18 protein-coding genes, 1 tRNA gene and 1 pseudogene are annotated in these 21336 nt (G+C 43.8%); 11 read left to right on the top strand and 9 right to left on the bottom strand.

The genetic code is table 11. The features are described from left to right. Positions 1 to 25: 25 nt before the first annotated feature. Positions 26 to 106: pseudogene (locus tag EHV15_RS32420) on the top strand (IS200/IS605 family transposase); the annotation flags it as partial. A gap of 259 nt (positions 107 to 365) precedes the next feature. Here EHV15_RS32420 and EHV15_RS32415 read toward each other — a convergent pair. From EHV15_RS32415 to EHV15_RS32400, 4 genes are read right to left on the bottom strand one after another with little or no spacing between them, the layout of a single operon-like run. Then, a complete protein-coding gene (locus EHV15_RS32415; protein ID WP_128634890.1) occupies positions 366 to 1073 on the bottom strand; it encodes an ABC transporter ATP-binding protein in 708 nt (235 codons plus the stop codon). Between the two features lie 16 nt (positions 1074 to 1089). After that, positions 1090 to 2391 carry a hypothetical protein gene (locus EHV15_RS32410; protein WP_128634889.1) on the bottom strand — a complete coding sequence of 434 codons (1302 nt, stop codon included), beginning with the start codon at positions 2389 to 2391 and terminating at the stop codon, positions 1090 to 1092. Positions 2392 to 2407: 16 nt separating this feature from the next. After that, positions 2408 to 4489 carry a peptidase domain-containing ABC transporter gene (locus EHV15_RS32405; RefSeq protein WP_246061855.1) on the bottom strand — a complete coding sequence of 694 codons (2082 nt, stop codon included), beginning with the start codon at positions 4487 to 4489 and terminating at the stop codon, positions 2408 to 2410. Positions 4490 to 4511: 22 nt separating this feature from the next. Beyond that, the gene (locus tag EHV15_RS32400) at positions 4512 to 4787 is read right to left on the bottom strand and encodes a response regulator transcription factor (RefSeq protein WP_128634887.1); all 276 of its coding nucleotides are present in this window, start codon (positions 4785 to 4787) and stop codon (positions 4512 to 4514) included. Positions 4788 to 5022: 235 nt separating this feature from the next. On the opposite strand from EHV15_RS32400, the gene EHV15_RS32395 reads away from it, so the two are divergent. Together EHV15_RS32395 and EHV15_RS32390 are read left to right on the top strand one after the other, a co-directional pair. After that, positions 5023 to 5235, top strand: coding sequence for a mersacidin/lichenicidin family type 2 lantibiotic (locus EHV15_RS32395; RefSeq protein ID WP_128634886.1), 213 nt, complete (start codon positions 5023 to 5025; stop codon positions 5233 to 5235). An 80-nt stretch (positions 5236 to 5315) separates the two neighbouring features. Continuing rightward, a complete protein-coding gene (locus EHV15_RS32390) occupies positions 5316 to 8504 on the top strand; it encodes a type 2 lanthipeptide synthetase LanM family protein (protein WP_128634885.1) in 3189 nt (1062 codons plus the stop codon). A 1183-nt stretch (positions 8505 to 9687) separates the two neighbouring features. Here the strand turns inward: EHV15_RS32390 and EHV15_RS32385 are convergent. Further along, positions 9688 to 10032, bottom strand: a complete 345-nt coding sequence (locus EHV15_RS32385) for a hypothetical protein (protein WP_128634884.1) — start codon at positions 10030 to 10032, stop codon at positions 9688 to 9690. Between the two features lie 400 nt (positions 10033 to 10432). Between EHV15_RS32385 and bglB the strand changes: the two genes are divergently transcribed. Both bglB and EHV15_RS32375 read left to right on the top strand, forming a co-directional pair. Next, the gene (bglB, locus tag EHV15_RS32380; protein ID WP_128634883.1) at positions 10433 to 11533 is read left to right on the top strand and encodes a beta-galactosidase BglB; all 1101 of its coding nucleotides are present in this window, start codon (positions 10433 to 10435) and stop codon (positions 11531 to 11533) included. A gap of 39 nt (positions 11534 to 11572) precedes the next feature. Further along, complete coding sequence (locus EHV15_RS32375; protein WP_128634882.1) at positions 11573 to 13126, top strand: MFS transporter; 1554 nt, start codon at positions 11573 to 11575, stop codon at positions 13124 to 13126. A 60-nt stretch (positions 13127 to 13186) separates the two neighbouring features. Here EHV15_RS32375 and EHV15_RS32370 read toward each other — a convergent pair whose 3' ends face one another. The 4 genes from EHV15_RS32370 to EHV15_RS32355 are packed head-to-tail and all read right to left on the bottom strand — an operon-like array spanning position 13187 to position 17253. Further along, on the bottom strand, positions 13187 to 14278 hold the full coding sequence (locus EHV15_RS32370; protein ID WP_128634881.1) for a GerAB/ArcD/ProY family transporter: 1092 nt from the start codon (positions 14276 to 14278) through the stop codon (positions 13187 to 13189). A gap of 20 nt (positions 14279 to 14298) precedes the next feature. Beyond that, positions 14299 to 14541 (bottom strand): hypothetical protein, encoded by a 243-nt coding sequence (locus EHV15_RS32365; RefSeq protein WP_128634880.1) that lies wholly within the window; start codon positions 14539 to 14541, stop codon positions 14299 to 14301. Between the two features lie 18 nt (positions 14542 to 14559). Next, positions 14560 to 15735 carry a Ger(x)C family spore germination protein gene (locus EHV15_RS32360; protein ID WP_128634879.1) on the bottom strand — a complete coding sequence of 392 codons (1176 nt, stop codon included), beginning with the start codon at positions 15733 to 15735 and terminating at the stop codon, positions 14560 to 14562. Positions 15736 to 15765: 30 nt separating this feature from the next. After that, positions 15766 to 17253, bottom strand: coding sequence for a spore germination protein (locus EHV15_RS32355; protein ID WP_178076092.1), 1488 nt, complete (start codon positions 17251 to 17253; stop codon positions 15766 to 15768). Between the two features lie 179 nt (positions 17254 to 17432). Here EHV15_RS32355 and EHV15_RS32350 point away from each other — a divergent pair, with 179 nt between their 5' ends. The 6 genes from EHV15_RS32350 to ruvB all read left to right on the top strand — a co-directional run bounded on the left by EHV15_RS32350 (position 17433) and on the right by ruvB (position 21333). Then, entirely contained in the window at positions 17433 to 17912 is a 480-nt protein-coding gene (locus EHV15_RS32350; RefSeq protein WP_128634877.1) for a nucleoside deaminase, read from the top strand. A gap of 99 nt (positions 17913 to 18011) precedes the next feature. Beyond that, a tRNA-Pro gene (locus tag EHV15_RS32345) sits at positions 18012 to 18085 on the top strand. 102 nt (positions 18086 to 18187) lie between these two features. After that, positions 18188 to 18877, top strand: a complete 690-nt coding sequence (locus EHV15_RS32340) for a BofC C-terminal domain-containing protein (protein WP_128634876.1) — start codon at positions 18188 to 18190, stop codon at positions 18875 to 18877. A 297-nt stretch (positions 18878 to 19174) separates the two neighbouring features. Next, positions 19175 to 19678 carry a crossover junction endodeoxyribonuclease RuvC gene (gene ruvC / locus EHV15_RS32335; protein ID WP_128634875.1) on the top strand — a complete coding sequence of 168 codons (504 nt, stop codon included), beginning with the start codon at positions 19175 to 19177 and terminating at the stop codon, positions 19676 to 19678. Then, positions 19675 to 20292, top strand: a complete 618-nt coding sequence (gene ruvA, locus EHV15_RS32330; RefSeq protein ID WP_128634874.1) for a Holliday junction branch migration protein RuvA — start codon at positions 19675 to 19677, stop codon at positions 20290 to 20292. The genes ruvC and ruvA overlap by 4 nt, the downstream gene beginning before the upstream one ends. Before the next feature lie 36 nt (positions 20293 to 20328). Continuing rightward, positions 20329 to 21333 (top strand): Holliday junction branch migration DNA helicase RuvB, encoded by a 1005-nt coding sequence (gene ruvB, locus EHV15_RS32325; RefSeq protein WP_128635660.1) that lies wholly within the window; start codon positions 20329 to 20331, stop codon positions 21331 to 21333. Positions 21334 to 21336: the final 3 nt, after the last annotated feature.

Here is a 21336-nt window from a genome sequence, read left to right as displayed (position 1 = left end):
ACCAAATCATCAAGGAGGACAAGGGATGGATAAGAGCAGTCTAGCTCACATGAAATGTAACTGCAAATACCACATCGTATTTGCGCCGAAATCCCGAAGACTGGTGGATTTATAGGGAATTGAGGGGGACATTCGCAATCAACTAGCAGAAAGCAAGAACTACGAACAACTCACCATGTAAGAATTGTACCGGTTCACGGGGGATTACGTAAAAAAGGCAGGCAATAAAATCACCTTTAAAGGGCACTCGCGCCCCTAGTAGACTTTTCAATGCGCATTTGAGGCGCTTGCTTGTACTATAGCCCTTTTAGGCCTGGTGGAAGCCACCGGCTAGGCCGGTGGCTATTACTGATTTAAGCAGCAGGTTATTTATTTGCCACGTATAGACTCTCCAGATCCCCCGTAAATTTGCCGGCATATACAATACGGCCATTTCGCAATATAGCGGCTTGATTCGCCAGTTTTTCCGCTAGCCCGATAATATGAGTGGATAACAGGATGAGAGCACCTCGGGCACAGTATTGCTGCAATGTATCGCGTACGATTATGACTTGATCTGGGTCAAGTCCGTTGGTCGGCTCATCTAAAAGAAGGATATCCGGTTCGTGCAGCAATGTGGATGCCAGTGCGACCCGCCTTGCAGTTCCTTGGGACAAAGCGCCAATCGCGTAGTTGCTGTACGGTTCCAATGTAAAATGCTTGAGCCAGTGCCGTATTCGATCCTCCAGTTGATCAGGGGAGACGTGGCGCAGTTGGCCGATAAGCCGCATCATTTCGATTAAGGTCAAGAACGGATACTGAAACGGAAACTCCATCATATAGCCGATGCGTTTTTTATATTGTTGGTCCTGCCAATGAACTGCTTGCTGGTTTAGCAAAATGCTGCCTTGCTGGGCCGGCTTCATCCCGGCCAACAAATGCAACAGCGTCGTCTTACCTGCGCCGTTGGGACCGAGCAGTACCGTAATTTCTCCCCCCTGTAGGGTCCAGTCGATGCCATGCAGGATGCGTTTATCTTCGTAAGCATAGCTGACTTGCTGCAGTTGCAAGGACAGCGCTAAGCTTGTCTGCATCTTATTTGATCTCTCCTTATATAGAAAACTTGCCGGGAAGACTTTTAGGTACCTGGCGTAAAAGTCGATAAAATCCAAGTTGTATAGTTATTGAGACGATTATGAATAATACTAGATTCGCTTGGTGTAAATAGATGAACAAAAACATGCAGATTGTAATTAAAAGCTGAGCGGGCAGCGAAATACGTCCTTGAGTTGTAAAGTAATATCCAACCAGCAAACTGAATGATACTAACGTGGAAGTAAGCAGCAGGCACTGCGCTAATAACTCGAAAAACGACCATACCGTCCAAGTCCAGTCTAAACGAAATCCCCAGATTAAGGTATGAACGATGAACAAACTTGTGCCTACTGTCCCATAAAAAAGCCATTTTGCCCATAACCCTCTATGCCAGGCATCCAAGGTAACGGTGTATAGTGCTATACCTCTGCCTTCGGCAGCGAAGCTTCTTATAATCCAAACGTCGCTGACTAGCCAGACCATCAAGGCTGCACCTACCGGGACAACTATCGGGGTATCAACTGCCGAATAGTAGGTAAAGAGCTGTAATAAACAAACGGTAATAAGAAAAGGAAACATATCTTTGAAGCGGGTTAGAAAATAAACCTCTTTACGAAGTAACGGATAGCGGGACAAGATATGCCGTTTGGCGCCGGATTCAGCCGGCGGAGCTGCGCTTATCATTTGCGGCCAGGAGAAGCGTGACGCTTGAAAAGCGGCGATGTATTGCAGCAAGGTAACGACTATTGCAACAATCAGCCGAACCGTAGGCATCATGGGCATCATCATCAATGAAATATTAAGCGCCAATACTGTCAATAACAGCAAGGCTAACGATAGCGATCCGGCTTTTCGCTCTCTTGCCATTCCCGAAAGCACCACAAAGCAATAGACACCGAGTTCTGCATAAGAGAGTCCGAGCAACAGCATTAGGAATGCTTGTCCAAAACTATATGACGGTGACCAAAGCAATTGACCCAGCAGCATCCAAACAAGCACAAGAACAAAGGGGGACTTTTTCCAGATCATATATGACGTTAAAAAACGAGCCCCTCGTCCAAGCGACCATAAGAAGCGCATTTCCGCCATCATCAGGTTCCCGGCAAACAGACCAATTCCAACGGTCATCCCTATTAGCCCCCAGCAGCCCGTTATAAATGTGGATGAGAAGCCCTTATCGGCTAACATCGTAGTGAATTGATATGTCCCGCGGAGCAGCAAAAGAAGGAGAAATAGCGTTAAAACGATATCGCGCCATGAAATATACTTGATGCGAATGAGATAAACGGATGCGTAAAGCTTAAAACTTGAACTCATTCTAATCTTTCTCCTGTCAAGAAATTGGTGAGAATGAATGCTTTTCTTCCTGTAAAGTATAGAGATTGTAATATTGCCCTTTTAAATATAACAATTCCCGATGGCTTCCTTCCTCAATTATTTGCCCATTATCAAGAACTACGATACGATCAGCATGTCGAACAGTACTTAAGCGATGAGCAATAATAATCTGAGTACATTGAATATGACTTAAAGAGTCACAAATAAGATGTTCCGAAGTCGAATCCAACGAACTGGTTGCTTCATCCAGTACAAGGATTTTAGGTTGATATAACAATGCACGTGCGAGGAGAAGCCTTTGTCTTTGACCTCCAGAAAAATTAAATCCGTTTTCGGATACCATTGTTTGATAACCAAGTGGAAGCTTCATAATGTCATCGTGAATGGCTGCTTGTTTCGTAGCTTGAACAATCATGTCCAACGTAATATCGTTGTGATGCATTCTTATATTATCTGCGATAGTTGAATTAAATAAACGAGATTCTTGTACCACGGAACTAATTCGTTTTCGAAGCTCTTGCTTATTCCATAGATGTAACATTGTTCCATCGATTTTGATAAAACCTTCGGTTGGTTCATATAGACCAAGCAACAATTTTGCGAGTGTGCTTTTTCCAGATCCCGACGTGCCAACAATAGCTAACCGTTCACCCGGACGTACAATGAGAGAAATATTCTTTAGAACTTCATTACCATATTTATTGTATTTAAAGGAAACATCACAAAATTCAACATGGCCTTGAAAAGATATTGAAGGTACCTTTTCTCCTGTATATTCAGGCGGACTTTCAATAACATCTTGTAATCTTTGAATATAGGTTCGAACATTCACAATATCAGAATAGGTTTGCCCCAAAGAAACAATAGGAACTATAAAAGAGGCAGCCAATGCTTGAAAACCCATTAAACTTCCTAAGGTTGCATTACCTTCAAGTACGTAATAAGCCCCTGGCCATAGTACAAATAAGGGGAGTGTCAATTGAATACTAACCGAATTGGAGCTTAATATCGATGTCCAAACGTTTCGCTTTTCAGTTGCTTTTAATTGCTTTTCAAAGATTGACTTCCATTTTGCAATCGCATCCCTTTCTGCTCCTAATAATTTCAAATCAGTAATATTCTGAATATTTTCGGATAAAAATCCGTACAGTTCAGTTTGAGTTGAAACTTCCTGACGGGATAATCTTTGCGAAATGTATGAACTTAAAAAAATAAATCCAAGCATGAAAATTCCTATAGTAATAACAATTATACCCATATTAACCATGTTGTTCAGCATTAATGCTGCAAAGGTGATAAAAGAAAGGCAGTCTATTATAATAGAAACAACACGGTTTGAAAGAACATTTCGGATTAGGATATTAGAATTTGCTCGAAAAACAAGTTCGCCTCCCTTTCGATTTTCAAAAAAGTTATAAGGGAGCATAAAAAGTCGTCCAATATATTGTGTCATCATCGTTGTATCTATTTTGGACTGCAGCTTTGCAATAAGCCATCCTCTTAAACAATGAAATCCCAAAATATATAAAAATAATAGAACGATAGCAATACTAAATGGAAACAATAAATTTTGACGTTGTCCTCCTATTACGTCATCTATGAACCACTGTGTTAATTGAGGAATGAATACTCCCATAGCCTGTAAGAACAAGGCTACAAGAATGATAGAAAAAAGCAGTTTCCATCCTTTGAGCACGGACAAAATAAAAAAAAACTCTTTCTTCCTTTTTTTCGGTGTAAAAAGATCTCCGGGGACAAGTGAAAGAACAAAACCAGAAAATTTTTCACCCAATTCTTTTATACTAATTCCGTACCGTCCTTTAGCCGGATCTAGTATGCTCACCTTATATTTCCTGAATTTTTCCATCACAACAAAATGATTATTGTCCCAAAACAAAATAAGAGGGGGCTTCATACGATCTAGTTGCTCTGTAGTTATCTTGTATCCTTTACATTCCAATTTATATTCAAGAGCCATCATTTGAAGTTGATGCATGTTTACTCCAGAGGGGGCTTCCCCAAATCTTTTACGTATTTCCGGTAGAGTTGTATTGTACCCATAATAACCCAATATCATTGCTAGACAAGCCAGGCCGCATTCACTGTGTTCCATCTGTTCGATGAAGGGAATCTTTTTTTTGAATATGTTCAGCTGGAATCACCTCCAAATTAGTCGTTATGCAGACTAGCCCAAAATGATGGGCGACTATCGCAAGTTCCGCTCTTGTTTTAATATTCCATTTGTGTTTAATAGAAGCTACAATTTCACCGGTACGTCGCATACTTATACCTAACGTCTTTGATATCTCGCTATCTTTAAGTCCTTGTGCCACAAGAATTGCGACTTCTTGTTCTCTACAAGATAATTTTGCCAACCCCTTTCAACCTCCTATAGAGCTATGGATAAATTTAAAGAAAAAGCTTTGTCGAAATTTAAAAATTGTATATGACAAAATAGATAATAATACCATTATTTACTTGTAATAATAATTATCCAACTATTTTCTTTTTTTGTCAAAGACGTTTCTGCAGCTTTATGAAGTGCAAATAAAACTCTTTTTGTAATATATTAGAATAGAAGTAAAAAAATAAATGAAAGGAGGTTGCTATATGACAACGCAAGATTTGGTAAAGGCTTGGAAGAATCCTAACTTCCGCACTGTGGATATTGTTCATCCTGCTGGTGACGCTCTGGTAGAAGTAGGTGCGGAAGAATTGGCAAGAGTTCACGGCGGTCTGGTTGAACCTCAAGCTACTCCGACTATTACTATTCCAATTACCATTATTACAGGATTATTTTGTTTCCCTACAACAGTGCACTAAGGTAAATAGGCTACTAGGAGGGTACGTATTAATTACGTACCCCATCTTTATTATTATTTAAATAAGGAGTGAGCGCTTATATGAAAGAACAATTTCTACGTTCACTTTTTGTACATGAGCGGTTGCAATTGTTACATAATCATGAAATTACCCGTGCTTTTTCCCAGCAACAAAGTAATTCGGCTTTAGAGGAATGGTTTCAGTTTGCTCTAGTTCAAACAGAAGCGAAAAGAAAAGCTAAGCTCGAGTCATTGGGAGTTAATAAATTGATTTTTGGTTCGTTAATACAGACCACACAGGATTTAAAATGGAACGAGAGCTGTCTTCCAGCTATTATGGATTACAATGCAGATTGGTTAATGGTACTAGAGGAAGCTTTGGAATTGAATTGCCAGATAAATATAAAAGAAAATGAACAACGTTCGATCGAACTTCTAGTAAGACCATTTTTGTTATGGGCAAATATGAAGTTGGAAAATTTATTGGCATCCATTGATGCACAAGGAAAATATATAAATACTTCCCTCTTAATATCATCAATTCTACCGCATTTAACATCCCAGTTATGTAAAATAGCAGGGCGTTCCTTTGTCCTGGAATTACATGTTGCGAAGGCTATGCAGGAACTGGAAGGCGACACTCCGGAAGAACGGTTCTCAAATTTTGTAGAAAAACATATGGTTGACAATGGTAATCTTCGATTGTTTTTTTTAGAGTATGCTATGTTTGCCCGATTACTTTCGGAACGGACAATCATGTTTGTTACCGTCATAGAAGAAGCAATAACACGATTTATTCAGGATTGGAAGGTGCTGAAAGAAACATTCCAACTAGAAGAAAGCCCTCTTATTGCGATAAAAGCTGATTTAGGAGATTCTCACAAGGGCGGAAAAACTGTAATGCGCTTTCAACTTAAATCTGGTCAAACTTTTATGTATAAGCCCAAGTCTCTGGCTGTTTCTCATGCATTCCACACTTTTTTAAGTTGGATAAATAGTAAAAGGTTTTATCCTGAGTTTAAAGGAGTCCCAATTATCGATCGAGAAGAGTATGGATATGAAGCCTTTGTGAGAGCCGAACAATGTGAGACTAAGGACCAGATTCGGAATTTTTATCGGCGATTAGGTGCTTACTTAGGAATCGTTCATCTCCTGGAAGGTGCGGATTTCCACAGTGAAAACATTATTGCTTGCGGAGAGCATCCAATGCTTATTGACTTGGAGACATTGTTCCATAACCAAGTAAAGCAAGATGTTCCTGATTCAGCCGATGTAGAAGCTCAATTTGCAATACGTAATTCTCCTATAGGGACATCATTCTTACCAATCCTTTTTCATCAGGACGAAAAAGGATTGGGAATTGAGTTAAGCGGTCTAAACGATAGAGAGCAATTAATTCCCTACAATGTGTTAAAGGTTGTAGATATGAATACTGATAATATGCGCTATATTCGGGCGCGGCATATCACTACATCAAGTCACAACTTACCATCATTGAACGGTACAACTATATCAGCTGCTGATTACTTAACCGATTATGTAAATGGCTATAAAGATATTTGTTATTTCTTTATCGAGAACAGAGAAGAAATGCTCAGCATCGATGGACCATTAAAGATATTTTCTAAAGTTCCAGTACGTATTCTTCTGCGAACCTCCCAATTTTATATGAATTTTCTTCTAGAATTAACACATCCCGATTATGGAAGGGATGCCCTTGACTATGAACGTTTGCTCGATAGAATGTGGTTTTCCTACCTTGACGATAGGCTTATTTCTTCAGAGATAAAGGATTTGTGTATAGGGGATATTCCTTATTTTTATTCGTTCCCCGACTCTCATCATCTGTGGGATAGCCGTGACCAAAAGATTGATAATGTTTTTAAAGAAACCGCCATGGATCATACTAAACAGAAGCTGTTATCTCTGACTCCTGAAAAAATTGAATTATACGCTAAATGGATTACCGAATCTATTATAGGTTCATCTTTAAGCAAAAAAATTCACTCTGTTGAACCAGAGGCAGCTAATATGGATACAACCAAAGAGTCGGTTATTAAGTCGGATCAATTTTTAAATGAAGCAATCAGAATAGGAGAACAGCTGGTAAAGGAAGCTATATTGAGTCGTAACGAACGGACAGCGACCTGGATAGGATTAAATCCTAATTATTTGGGGCAACTAGGTATGTCTGGACTAAGAGGGGGCTTATTTGATGGTACAGGCGGCATTTCGCTCTTTTTTGCACATTTGTATCGAATAACGCAGAAACAACATTTTAAGAAATATAGTTTGGCGGCATTTCAATCGACGTTAGAGAAATTCCCAATAACCATTAAATTCCCATCTTCTTTTTATGGACAGGCTTCCGTACTATATGTTATCACCCAACTGGAAAATATAATGGGGGAAAATAAAGAATGGAAACAGCATCGTCTAAATCTATTGGACAATTTGAGTAGAAGTGTAGAGCAGGACACATTCTATGATTTACTTGGCGGGGCAGCTGGAGCTATTCATGTCCTCCTCAACGAATCAAAGATGCGTGGTTCGGAGCAGGAGATTGAGATTGCCTCTATGTACGGAGATCACTTGCTTAAAAATGCCCAAAAAAGTGATAAAGGATACTTTTGGCAGTCAAGCGTGTTATCAGATGTTTATGTAGGTTTAGGACATGGAAGCATGGGAATTGCTTGGGCCCTTTTCCGTCTTGCAGCGGTCACAGGAAAGGAAGCTTATCGTGAGACAGCAGAAAATGCACTTCAATATGTTCGTTCTCATTATTCGAGTGAATGGGGGAATTGGGTTGATTGCGAAGCTGGTACCACCCTGGCTAATTGGTGTCACGGAGCAAGTGGAATCGGGCTTGGCTTGACGATGTGTCTTCCATTTTTACGATCTTCACAAGTCAAGCAAATTACAAACGAAATTGAACAGGCAGTAGCGACGACGATTCGATACGGTTTTGGCAATAGTCATTGTTTATGCCATGGCGATCTTGGAAACTTAGAATTATTACTTCTAGCGGGAAAATACTTGAATCGGCCAGAATGGGTTGAATTGGCCCGAGGATATGGAATGGAAGCTGTAAATTACTATCAGAGCAAAGGAGAGTACTTGACAGGTATCACTAAGTGCTCAAACATTCAAGGACTATGGTTAGGTCTATCCGGGATAGGATATCAAATGCTCCGTCTTGCTTCAGATAAAGATTTCCCTTCAATTTTATCGCTTCAAGAGCCGCTCGTCCAAACGAGGTCATTAAGATAGGCTATTTTATTCGCGTTACAATACTTGGTTTTCAAGATAGCTACCAGCTGTTTGGTGATCTCTACAACATAGTAAGGGAGCACGTCATTAACATTGGTGGTGTCAAAATTTTAACTCCCTAAGTTTTACATCAAGCTTCAATGCCATAGGTTCGAAGGTTTATTATACATGTTTTGGAGTAACGGCCAGTGGACCGGCCTTATTCTTACGTTATCAAGGGCTACCCTCGCAGTATATTCAACTGCTTTAGTTAAGCTTGTATTTTTATCGAGTATGAAGCAGAGGGAAATGGGTTCTTTACGGATGTGAAGGTTCTGGCCGTCACGAAACTGACGGATAATAAGCTGCATGATGCTGAACGAGAAATATATAATGGAAAGTCAGACGCTATAAAAGGATTTTATGGCCGTTATGGACAAATGGAAAGCAAGATGAAAGGGAACGTGGTTATCAGTACATCAAGAGGAGACCAGGCGAAGCCAGAGTAGCGTCTCCTTTGCCCTATACGTAAAATATTATGTATGCCGCCCAGAACTCGTTCCGGGCGGTTTTCTCGGTGTCTTTTGGTTATGCTTGCTTAAACCTGGAACGCGGCCCTTCATATATTCTCACCTTTCCATCCAAAATTTGGATCATATACATATATCTTTGCTGATCTTTTCTATCACACAAAATTTCGATAATTTGGAGGTCGTCATGGCAGAAACTATCAAGTTGATCAACATAAACAAGTCCTATAGGGGAGATAACGTTGAAACTCACGTCCTATTCTAAGCGACCATAAGAAGCGCATTTCCGCCATCATCAGGTTCCCGGCAAACAGACCAATTCCAACGGACATCCCTATTAGCTCCCAGCAACCCGTTATAAATGTGGATGAGAAGCCCTTTTCGGCTAACATCGTAGTGAATTGATATGTCCCCCGGGTCAGCAAGAGACAAAGTTAAAACGATATCGTGCCATGACATATGCTTGATCCGAATGAGATAAACGGATGCGTAAAGCTTAAAACTTGAACTCATTCTAATCTTTCTCCAGTCAAGAAATTGGTGAGATCGTCGAATGCTTTTTTTCTATGAATATACCATATGAACCATTTTAATCGACACCAATCAGCAAAGGTATGAAAGAAGTAAAGCGAGTCCTAACGTGGAGCCGATTGTTCCGGCGGCGAAGGCCAAAATCAGTTTTTCGGCCAGGATGGTGCGCAAGAGGCGAACAGTGGACCAGCCGACCGTATTAAAAATGGCCACATCCCTTTTTTCTGGAGAAGCGAAATGACTACCTGGTTCCCGATCATCAAAATCGCCGTCAAAAACGAAAACAGAGCCATCGCGAAAAAGAAGGCGCTTTGCGTTTTGAGCGTTTTCTGCAAACTTTCAATGACCGTACCGTTTACGGAATAGGCGACAGCGGAGGAAGGCAAGGAACTGTTTAAGGTGGCCAGCGTGGTTTGCAATTCCTTGGCTCTTGCCTCTACGTAATAAACAAGCCGCGTCGGCTTTCCGTATTGCTCCAGCGTGCCCATCGGGACACGAATTCCCGCCGCTCTGCAGCGAAGCGAAATTTCTCCGCAGCTTCTTCCTCATTAATGCGCGAAAAGAAACCCTTCCACGGTCTATCCGAGCAGATTTTATTTAAGAAAATTACACCGGAAGAAGGGGCAAAGTCCTTTAGAATGCAAGCGGATACGATTTTGGGAAGAAATAAGTCACCCTAAAACACTCATGAAATGTGCTACCAGCCTATGGGCTGGTTTTTTGTTTTGATTGGTGCGCCCTAAAAACTTAAGCAAGTATTCAGTCTGTAAATTAAACGTAAACCTCTGTTTTTTTTATGGTTTCAAGAAAGCACTTTCACTACAATGGCAATATAAGTGAAAACGGTCACAATCGGGCAGAAAGAGATCATGATTTGGAGGGATTACGGTGTTGCAGGAAAGGGCGATCGCCAAGAAAGAGGTCATTGATGACATTCATTTATTAATGAATAATCTCACGGAAATCAAGGACCAAAGCGGTGAATTTTTACTTAACTTTGATGGGTTGATTGTGGATGACAAAAGCTGGAACGTGTGGAACTGGCCGCAAGGCGTAGGGTTATACGGAATCTATAAATACTGGAAATTGACCAATGACCAAAGGGCTCTGGAAATGATCAATGAATGGTTTCATGCCAGAATCCAGGAAGGCGCGCCGCCGAAAAACGTCAATACGATGGCGCCGCTGTTAACACTGGCCTTTTTATATGAGGATACCGGAAACCAGACCTACCTGCCCTATTTGGAGGATTGGGCTGAATGGGTCATGCATGATATGCCTCGGACAAAAGAAGACGGGTTACAGCATATGACCTATGGACCGGAGAACAAAAATCAGCTTTGGGATGACACATTGATGATGACCGTGCTGCCGCTCGCAAAAATCGGCAAACTGCTAAACAAACCTGAATACCTGGAAGAAGCCAAAAAGCAGTTCCTCATCCATATCAAATATTTAACGGATAGAAAGACAGGGTTATGGTACCACGGCTGGACCTTTGAAGGAAACCATAATTTTGCCGAAGCGCTCTGGGCAAGAGGAAATTGCTGGATCACGATTGCGATTCCCGAGATTATTGAAATCTTGGAATTGGAAAAAGGGGATTTTCTCCGTGAATTCCTGATCGATACATTGAACAGGCAAATTGAAGCTCTTGCCGGCTACCAGGATGAAAGCGGTTTATGGCATACGCTAATTAATGACCCGAGCTCTTATTTGGAAGCCTCAGCTACAGCCGGATTTGCCTATGGAATTTTAAAATCCGTGCATAAGCGGTATGTCAGCCAGGAATATAAAGAAGTCGTCCACAAGGCTATCCGTGGGATTATGAGTGAAATTAATGAAGCAGGCGCATTGCAAAAAGTGTCCGTAGGAACAGGTATGGGAGACACCTTGGAATTTTACAAGGCAATTAGAACGACCACCATGCCTTATGGACAATCGCTTGCCGTGCTTTGCCTATCGGAATATCTTCATACGTATATCTAAATTTCCAGCTCATAATTTCCCAAAATGGAGGAGAGTAAAGTGGTTAGACAACCCAAATTTATGAATTATTTGTCCTACGGGTTAGGTGATTTCTTAGGGGCAGGCGCCTTTGCCTTGACAGCAGCGTGGTTGCTTTTCTTCTTAACCACGTTTTGCGGCCTAACCGCCGTGGAGGCCGGTTCTATTTTCGCGATTGCCCGGATTGTAGATGCGGTTGCCGCACCAACGATGGGATATATTACGGATAATTTTCATAAAACCAAACTTGGCCGGCGTGTTGGAAGACGGAAGTTCTTTATATTAGCGTCCATTCCGCTTGTCCTTGTTTATACGGCCATTTGGATTTCCGGGTTTAGTTACTGGTATTACTTATTAACCTATATCTTGTTTGAAATTGTGTATTCCATGATTTTAATTCCTTATGATACGCTTGCCGCCGAAATGAGCAGCGACTATAAAGTACGTTCGAAGTTTACGGGAGCCAGAATGTTTGTCGCTCAAGCTTCCGCCGTATTCGCCGCATTTATTCCCGGCCGTCTTGTGGAAGCATTGGGTAAGGATGATCCTCTTACCTTCCTGTACTCAGGTATGATTTTCACGGTCATATTTATAGTGGTATTGTCCCTGCTTTACAAAAATACATGGGAACGTCCTTTCGATGAAATCCCTCAAGAGGAAGTCATTGATAGTAGAACCTTTTTCCAAAATGTTCATAAGATCTATGCGGATTTAATTTCGACTTTACGGGTAAAAACATTCCGCCACCATCTGGGGATGTATTTGGGCGGATATTTAAGCCAGGATGTATTCAACGCCGTATTTACTTATTTTGTTGTTTTTGCTCTCATGCAAAGTGCTGTTGCCGCATCCAACTTGTTAACCTTTATGTATGTCATGCAGCTTTTTGGCGTATGGATTGCTCTTACCTTAACGATTAAATTAAATCCCGCCCCGGCGTATCGAACGGCAATTTCTCTCTTTATCGCAGGAATTATTGGTTTTATCGTCTTAAAGTTCACCGGAACGCTGAATAGCACCGCTTTATTGTTTGTTATGATTGGAATTTGCGGATTGGGACGCGGGGGGCTGAACTACATCCCCTGGAACAACTACGCATTTATTCCGGACGTAGATGAAGCATTAACCGGTCAAAGACGTGAAGGCGTGTTCGCCGGTGTCATGAGTTTGATCCGAAAAGGGACACAGGCTTTAGCTGTCTTTTTAGTGGGTGTGGCCTTGCAAGAAGCAGGTTTTGTATCCGGACAATCATCGCAACCGGATTCGGCTATAACGATGATTATTTCTATCCTGCTGTTTGGCACACTGATCTTTTTGGCGGGAGGTTTGATGATCTCCTATCGTTACAAATTAACGAAAGAAAATCACGTCGTATTGTTGGATGAAATTAAACGCTTGAAAAATGGCGGCTCTAAACAAGAGGTTACACCCGAAGCCCGCAAAGTTTTTGAACAATTAACCGGCTGGGAGTATGAAAAAACATGGGGAAATAACACGGTGGGGTATGAAAATCTGGTGAAGTATAAAGAAAACAGAATTTTTGGAGGTTCATTGCACGACAATGCCATCAAGTGAATTTTTATTGGGATGGCTTGCGCGATAACGACCATTTTCATAGCCGTATCACATGGAATTTCATGTGGTGCGGCTTTTCTTCAGCAGATGAATGGCAACCACGATTAACAAAGGAATTGTAAATCCGCTAAACTTCCAAAGGGGGAGGATTACCGTGATGTGCTCGAACAATCTGGTTTCGCTTCTATGCAAAATAAAAGCACATAGCATATTGATAAAAGCCAGTGGTAATATAAGCACTTTCTCATCCTTTAATTTACATACACGTACAATTAATTGATTTAATATGAAAAGTGTAATGCAGGCTTTCATATAGGAACTTACGATTAAAGCTATCCCAACAATGAATTCTACCCGCTGAATAATAGGTTGTATATCAATCATTCGCGCAACCTCTACCATCGAATACTTTCTTTCCCCGGCCAAGGGTCCGAAAACAAGAATGGTTGATATCGTGACCGCAATCAATGTGATAATACTGATAGCAAACGCAATAATCAGCTTTTTATGTAACCCCCCGGCCGGCCGGCGAACAAAAGGAAAGAGCAGGGCAAGCAAGACCGCTTCCGCGTGGGTGAAACCAAATGAAACGTAGGCGCCATGTAATACAGGTTTGATTCCGTCAGGAAGAATAGGCAAAAGAAATTCGCTGTGATAATTAGGAAAGGACAACAACATCGTCAAGATGATGAACAGCATCACGACGAAGATTAAAATAGTAAACATTCTGCTCATGACTTCAATCCCTGCACGTACAGTGACGGCCACTGTGGTGAAGATAAAGATATCGAATATGTATTGGGGAGTTTGCCTCATTAAAGAACTGTTAACATATTTGCCTACTTCAAATACGATATCCGTACTCATTTCAAACATGAGCGAAATAAACGGGATAACAATAACAACGGTGGGCCACTTTCCCAAAACAGCTTGGCTGTATTCAATAAAAGATTTCCCGGGATATTCCTTATCCAAATAAAGGACAAGCAGCAATTGAATCATGGCAGCCGCGCCGGAGAGCAGCAGAGAAATCCATACCCCGTTCTGGGCGAATCCAATTAACGGACCGGGAAGGTTTACAATAACCGAGCCGGTCAAATAAACAAAAAACAATACGATCAATTGTTCTTGACTTATGATTTGCTTATTCATAAAAATTATGCTGCTCCTTTCTAAGAAGCTACGTCTAAATACCTGGTAATACTACGCCCCAAACCTTTATACAGCCATGCTGCAATGTCGTGAAGAATCGGCATTCCCAAATCCCCAACATACTCAATACCAAGATAAATAGAGACAATTACGGTCACTCCGTATGCGATCTTGTCGCGCAGCTCTATTTTCTTTGTTTTGGCAAGATTATAAACCGTCATTAACAAATAACTCGAAATCACGACCATCAATTTTTCAGCCATTCGTTTAATGCTCCTTTGCTACTTGTCCGTAGAAAGCGGTTTTGGTATTGCAGTTCCGCTATTCTTTATTTCAACCTTTACTTTAACGTCGAATTGAGTATCGGCGAAACGCTCTTCCCAATTCCGCTTCCACCGTTTCCATAAGGCTGGATCTTTACGATAAATCCGGTCTCCTAATCCAATCAGGTCTAATTTCTTTTGTTTCATTTGGTTCAAGGTTTTCCTTAAAGATTCTTCAACTGTCTGAGCCGCGGCCGCGGCAAATTTTTTTTCATCTTCCGGAGTTTTTAATTTCGTGCACTTCATCTCTCCCATAGCTCCTGAGAACTGAACGAATACTTGAAGGTTGACCGTCTCACCTTCAATTTGCGGTTTTAGTTTGGAATGGAAGGATAATACTTCCAGGGAATTGTCGCGTGCACCTTTCGAATCGCTCCCCGTTTCGCACGGAACTCGGATAATTCCACCCTTGTACTGATTTAGCAACATATGAATCATTCGCGTATCTTGAGGAGAAACGATCCCTTGCCATTTTCCTTTTTTTAAGACGGCCATTCCGTTAGCCATCAGTTCTGCTCCTTTTTCTCCGTCTTTTTTAGTGATGTAAGGGACTAACGAAATCCCCGTCTGGCTGCGAAGACCGAGAAAAAGATCAAGTAAAGAAGTGTCGGTTGTTTTGTAATTGTGCCGATTAGAATATTCTGTAATTTGTATTAACTGTTGACTTACTGTTTTTTCTATTAAAGGCTTTATCTCCAAATATTGCGCTGCTTTCCCCTGGGAAATAAAAAACGAAGAACTTAGTCTAGCTTCATGATCCCGATAAAAGAAATCCAAAACGTCACCGACAGGATAGATTTGTACTACCTGATCTTCTACAATGATCGCCTTCAAATGGCTCCATTGTCCTTTGCGTCCTACATGAAGGGTAATATCCCGAATCCCGTCAAACATCGTTTCACCCTTAGTTTGCACATTGATATAGGAAATATCTCCACCGCCTTGCTTTCCTTCCGAACCGCCGGAGTGTATCGGCTTGTATATTTGCACGGTAAGATCAACCATTCCGTTATCGGCTTTGTCTATAGCAAGTCCTAAGATAAAGGACCGATCCGTAAGTTCTGCCTTATCCCAGCAACCCGGCAGCAATAGAACGCAGATTATCAGACAACCGGCAACAGCAATTTTTCGCATCACAAAGCCTTCTTTCAAAAAAATTGCTTTTTATTTTTTAGATCCGAATATCAGCTTGCTGCGCGGTGAACGCAGTAAAATTTTTAACGGGGCACGAATGAGCGTATCCAATAATTGTTTAGGTTGAAGAGGCGCTAACGGGGCAAGGTAGGGCTGCCCAAGGGATCTGAGACTCGCTAAATGCAGCAAGATCCAGAGAAAACCGATCATCAGGCCGAATCCGCCCAGGACTGCGCTTAAAATCATGAGCGGAATCTTTATAATTCTTAAAGCGGTAGCCATGTTGTATTGAGGAATGGCAAAAGAAGCAATTCCGGTTAATGCAACGACCACGACCATCGTCGGAGAAGCAATACCTGCAGATATGGCTGCTTCACCAATAACGAGAGCGCCGACAATACTGATCGTGGCGCCAATCTGTCTTGGCAATCGGGCCCCGGCTTCTCGAAGAAGTTCAAAGAAAAATTCCATGATAGCTGCTTCAATAAATGCAGTGAACGGAATTCCTTCCCGCGCATTCATGATGGCAAGCAAAAGAACGGTAGGAATCAATTCCGGATGAAAAGTCGTTAAAGCAATATAGATGCTGGGCAAACTTAAAGCAATAAAAAATGCAATGATCCTCATAATGCGAATTAGAGAGGCCATCATACTTCTTTGGTAAAAATCTTCCGGGGATTGATACATTTCCGCAAAAAGTCCCGGACATATTAAAATCGAACCCGTGCCTTCGACGATCACGAGGATTTTGCCATCCAACAAAGCTGCGGCAGCGGTATCCGGCCGTTCTGTATAGCGGTATTGAGGGAATGGAGAATAAGTCGAATCCTCAATCGACTCTTCAATAAAAGAGGTATCAAGAACATTAACTTGCTGCATCCCGGAAATTCGCTTTTTTAACTCATTTAAGACCTCCGAGTTAACCGTATTTATCAAATAAGCGATATTGACTTCCGTTTTGGTTTCTGCGCCAAGCATAAATTTTTCTAATTTAAAATTAGGAGTTTTTAGCCGCTGCCGCAACATACCGATATTCTTTTGCACATTTTCAACCGTACTCTCGCGCGGGCCATGAACTACGGATTCTGCATTCGGTTCGGTCACTTGCCTGGTGATTAGTGAAGCAACTTTGTAAGACAAAGCTTGATCCCAACCATCAAAGAAAATAACAAGATGCCCTGTAACAATATGATCCGTTGCTTCTTTTAAATCGTTTACAAGTTTGGCGGATTGTGTGGAAACACCGTGGTTGCTGAAAAAGCGAATTACATCTTCGGGAATGATAGAAATTGCAGGGCCTACTTCGTGGGGGACCAGGTCCTGAAGCGATGTTTTCATATAATTTAATGTTTTATTTTCGATTAACGAATCAAAATAAACGGAAAATGCGGTGTGCCGGAACTCCGGTCCAAAGTGCCACTGAAAAACGGATAAATCATCGCAGTGTTCAAAACGCTTTTCGAGCCACTTTAAATTAGATTCCAATACGGGTGAAATCGGCTGTATATCCATATCCATTTCAGAACGGGTATCGGAAACGATCGTTTGGTTCACGCTGTTAGCCTCCGGAAGTAAGAATTATGCTAAAATTATCTCCAGCTCAAGTAGGGCTCATTCATGCTTTTTCGAAAGCGGGCAATCCGGGTTATAATGCTTAAAGCACCGCTTAAGGTGCATTACACGAGAGGTGACATCGTATGGGAGAAAATAACCATAATTATTGGATGGAAACGGCGATACGCGAAGCTTACGAAAATGTACGCCATGCACAGGGAGGCCCTTTTGGCGCGATTGTGGTTAAGGATGGGAAAATCATCGGGAGGGGACGCAACCTGGTTACCTCACTTAAGGACCCTACAGCCCATGCCGAGGTGCAGGCCATTCGCGAAGCTTGCCGGCATCTAAACGATTTTCAACTGAAAGGCTGTACGATTTACACCAGCTGCGAACCTTGTCCGATGTGCATTGGGGCGATTTATTGGGCGCGTCCCGACGCCGTTTATTATGCCTGCACCAAGGAGGAGGCGGCCGGGATCGGATTTGACGATCAGTTCATTTATGAAGAAATCGCCAGACCGATGGAGCAGCGGTTTATTCCAATGGAACAAATCAAAACAGCCGAAAGCCTGCTGCCGTTTAACGCTTGGAGAGCTTCCAGCGACAAGATCGAATATTGAATATGCCTCGGAGCCAAGAATAAATAATTAGAGTTGACTAATTAATTGCCGACGCTATAATAGAAAAAGCGGCCTGATTTCCGGAGGCCTGAAATTTTACGGGACGTAGCTCAGCTTGGTAGAGCACCTGGTTTGGGACCAGGGGGTCGCATGTTCGAATCGTGTCGTCCCGATTCATCAACAGTCATCCGCGCGGATGGCTGTTTTTTTGAACTGAATAAATCCCCTTTCCGTCGGTCACAATAGAAAATAAACTCCGACAGAAGGGGATAACCGTGAATATCTTCCATATCAAAAAGCAACTCAAAAGAAGATGGAGAAGATGGAGACGTGCCATCTGGACGATCGGCGCCTGCAGTTTGGTTGCGATCATGGCTTGGCTCGGGATGCCCTTGTCCGATCAGATGGAAAACTTGATGACCAATGAGCCGATCGCGATGGAAACTTGGGGCAAGCTGCAGGAGGCAGCGCCCGAAGCGGCCGAGGATGATTGGTTAACCGAATTGAAGAGAACGGATCGCACCCGCATCGTTCATTTGAATAAAATCTATACCTGTGGCGCAGAAAGCAGCGTATTGGGCATTATGCGGCCGGATGAAATCGCGGCATTGATGAAAGCCCATCCGGAATGGGAAGGGCGGCTTGGGGCCGGCGGCGATGTGTGGATCGACGAAAGGATCAACGGGCTGTCCGAAACCTGCAGCAAGCAAGGATATATCGGCATCGACAAGGATGGCAATCTGACGTTGTTCGACGGACCTCCCAAGAAGGAAAAGGTCATCCGGACCTTTTTTCAATTGGATGTTGAGATGATGGAGAGCGCCTTGCCGGCGGATGTTTTGAAGCAGCTGCAGCAGGGCATCCGCATTCAGGACGTTGAAGAGTACAACAGCGTTTTGTCCACTTTTAGCGATTTTGCCTTAGAGCAGACTGAGAAGGTCATGCAGCAAAATGAAGAGCAGTAGCAGTGCGGCGGGCCAAAGGAGCGTCCTCATTCCGAATCATGGGATGGGCGGCGCTTTTTTTAATGGACGTTGACGTTGCCCTCCAGTGTGGTATTATCGCAGAAAGAAGCTGCTTATTTGCTGCTCAAGAAATAGCGGAACTTTATGTACTTATCTATCCCGGCGCTCTACAAACTTTTTCCTCAATGCATGCGATCTTTTGTTATAATAAAGTGAATACATATGTTCGCTTCAAAAAGGGACGCGAGCTCCGTTAGAAAGACGGGAGTTCGAGCACACACTTGGGGAGAGATGAGCTTGCGTATACTTGGAATCGACCCTGGGATCGCGATCGTAGGGTTCGGATTTATCGATAAACAGGGCAGCAAACTGACTCCGGTTCAATATGGCTGCATTCAGACGGAGGCGCATACGCCGGAGGAAGAAAGGCTGCTTCATGTGTATGAAGGCATGGTTCAGTTGATCGAAAAATATAAGCCGGATGCGGTGGCGCTGGAGAAGCTGTTTTTCAACCGCAACGTCACGACGGCGATGTCGGTAGGACAAGCTAGAGGCGTACTGGTTTTGGCCGCGGTCCAGAAGGGGCTGCCGGTCTCGGAATACACGCCGATGCAGGTCAAGCAGGCGATCGTCGGATACGGCAAAGCCGAGAAGCGGCAGGTGCAGGAGATGACCCGCATGTTCCTGAAGCTGCAGGCGATCCCAAAGCCGGACGACGTGGCGGATGCTTTGGCCGTCGCGATTTGCCACGCGCATTCTTACACATTAAATTCTAAATTAAATGAGGTATTGCGTTCATGATCGATTTTTTGCGGGGCCAGGTGGCCCATTTGGAAACGGAGTATGTTGTACTGGACGTGCAGGGTGTAGGTTATCAGGTGTTTTGTCCAAACCCGTACGCCTTTGCCGCGAAAGGACAAGAGACGGTGACGATTTATACGCATCATCACGTCCGTGAAGACGCGATTTTGCTGTTCGGCTTTCCGACCCGCGAGGAGCAGAGGCTGTTCCGCAAGCTGATCGAGGTGTCCGGCATCGGGCCGCGCGTGGCGCTGGGCATTTTGAGCGGGGGCAGTCCCGACCATGTGGTGGCCGCGATTCACCAGGAGAATATCGGTTTTCTGACCAAACTTCCGGGCATCGGCAAAAAAACGGCGCAGCGCATGATTTTGGACTTGAAAGACAAGCTCGAAGGGATGGGCGGCCCCTCTTTATTTGATGATCCGTCCGAGGCTCTCCCTGCGGCCGAATCCGCATATCCCGGCTGGCCGGAAGCCCGGGAAGGGCTTAAGGCGCTCGGATATACGGACGCCGAATTGGACAAGGTGTGGCATCGCATGAAGGAGGATGTCAGCCCGGATGAAGCGGTGGATTCGGTAATGAAAAAGGCGCTTAAGCTGCTGTATGCCGGCTGATGAGAGAAGGACAGGAAGGAGAGCGAACGCGCGATGATGGAAGACCGGATCATATCGGCGAATTTGATGATGGAGGATCAGGCCGTCGAGCTGAGCCTCCGGCCCCGCTACTTGGCGGAATATATCGGACAAAGCCAAATCAAGGAAAATTTAAAAATCTACATTGAAGCGGCGAAAATGCGCAACGAAGCGCTGGACCACGTTCTTCTTTACGGGCCGCCGGGACTCGGCAAAACGACGCTGGCGAACATTATCGCCAACGAGCTTGGCGTCAACATCCGCACGACGTCGGGCCCGGCGATTGAACGGCCAGGCGACCTGGCCGCCCTGCTGACGAATTTGCAGGAAGGCGATGTGCTGTTCATCGACGAAATTCATCGCCTGCACCGCACGGTGGAAGAAGTGCTGTATCCGGCGATGGAGGATTTTGCCCTGGACATCATGATCGGGAAAGGGCCAAGCGCCCGCTCGGTCCGGCTTGATCTGCCGCCGTTTACGCTGGTGGGGGCGACCACCCGGGCGGGGCTGTTGTCGGCGCCGCTGCGCGACCGCTTTGGCGTCGTAAGCCGCCTCGAATTTTATACGGTCGACGAGCTCAGCTTTATCGTATCCCGGGGAGCCGATATCTTCGGCATCGAAATGGTCGGCGACGCCGCCGAGGAGATCGCCTTAAGATCGAGAGGGACGCCGCGGATCGCCAATCGGCTGCTGAGACGTGTCCGGGATTACGCGCAGGTGCGGGGGGATGGGATGATCACGACGGACATCGCCAAGGAAGCGCTGAAGATGCTGCAGGTCGATCCGATGGGACTCGATCTCATCGATCACAAAATGCTGCGGGCGATGATTACGAGCTTCCGGGGAGGGCCGGTCGGACTGGATACGATTGCGGCGACGATCGGCGAAGAGAGCCAAACGATTGAAGACGTGTATGAACCTTATTTGCTGCAGATCGGATTTTTGCAGCGGACCCCGCGCGGCCGCATGGTGACCCCCGCGGCTTATCAGCATCTGGGGCTGCCCATGCCGGAAACGCCTTAATGG

The organism is Paenibacillus oralis (assembly GCF_003863965.1).
GTDB lineage: Bacteria > Bacillota > Bacilli > Paenibacillales > Paenibacillaceae > Fontibacillus > Fontibacillus oralis.
The sequence above is the reverse complement of the archived record's forward strand: the minus strand, read 5'-3'. Positions and strand labels throughout refer to the sequence as shown.

What these genes read in the sequence shown, in the direction of transcription:
- EHV15_RS32415 (WP_128634890.1), bottom strand. Translation starts at nt 1,073, where the DNA reads ATGCAGACAAGCTTAGCGCTGTCCTTGCAACTGCAGCAAGTCAGCTAT.
- EHV15_RS32410 (WP_128634889.1), bottom strand. Translation starts at nt 2,391, where the DNA reads ATGAGTTCAAGTTTTAAGCTTTACGCATCCGTTTATCTCATTCGCATC.
- EHV15_RS32405 (WP_246061855.1), bottom strand. Translation starts at nt 4,489, where the DNA reads ATGATATTGGGTTATTATGGGTACAATACAACTCTACCGGAAATACGT.
- EHV15_RS32395 (WP_128634886.1), top strand. Translation starts at nt 5,023, where the DNA reads ATGACAACGCAAGATTTGGTAAAGGCTTGGAAGAATCCTAACTTCCGC.
- EHV15_RS32390 (WP_128634885.1), top strand. Translation starts at nt 5,316, where the DNA reads ATGAAAGAACAATTTCTACGTTCACTTTTTGTACATGAGCGGTTGCAA.
- EHV15_RS32385 (WP_128634884.1), bottom strand. Translation starts at nt 10,032, where the DNA reads ATGGGCACGCTGGAGCAATACGGAAAGCCGACGCGGCTTGTTTATTAC.
- EHV15_RS32370 (WP_128634881.1), bottom strand. Translation starts at nt 14,278, where the DNA reads ATGAATAAGCAAATCATAAGTCAAGAACAATTGATCGTATTGTTTTTT.
- EHV15_RS32365 (WP_128634880.1), bottom strand. Translation starts at nt 14,541, where the DNA reads ATGGCTGAAAAATTGATGGTCGTGATTTCGAGTTATTTGTTAATGACG.
- EHV15_RS32360 (WP_128634879.1), bottom strand. Translation starts at nt 15,735, where the DNA reads ATGCGAAAAATTGCTGTTGCCGGTTGTCTGATAATCTGCGTTCTATTG.
- EHV15_RS32355 (WP_178076092.1), bottom strand. Translation starts at nt 17,253, where the DNA reads ATGGATATGGATATACAGCCGATTTCACCCGTATTGGAATCTAATTTA.
- EHV15_RS32350 (WP_128634877.1), top strand. Translation starts at nt 17,433, where the DNA reads ATGGGAGAAAATAACCATAATTATTGGATGGAAACGGCGATACGCGAA.
- ruvA (WP_128634874.1), top strand. Translation starts at nt 19,675, where the DNA reads ATGATCGATTTTTTGCGGGGCCAGGTGGCCCATTTGGAAACGGAGTAT.
- ruvB (WP_128635660.1), top strand. Translation starts at nt 20,329, where the DNA reads ATGGAAGACCGGATCATATCGGCGAATTTGATGATGGAGGATCAGGCC.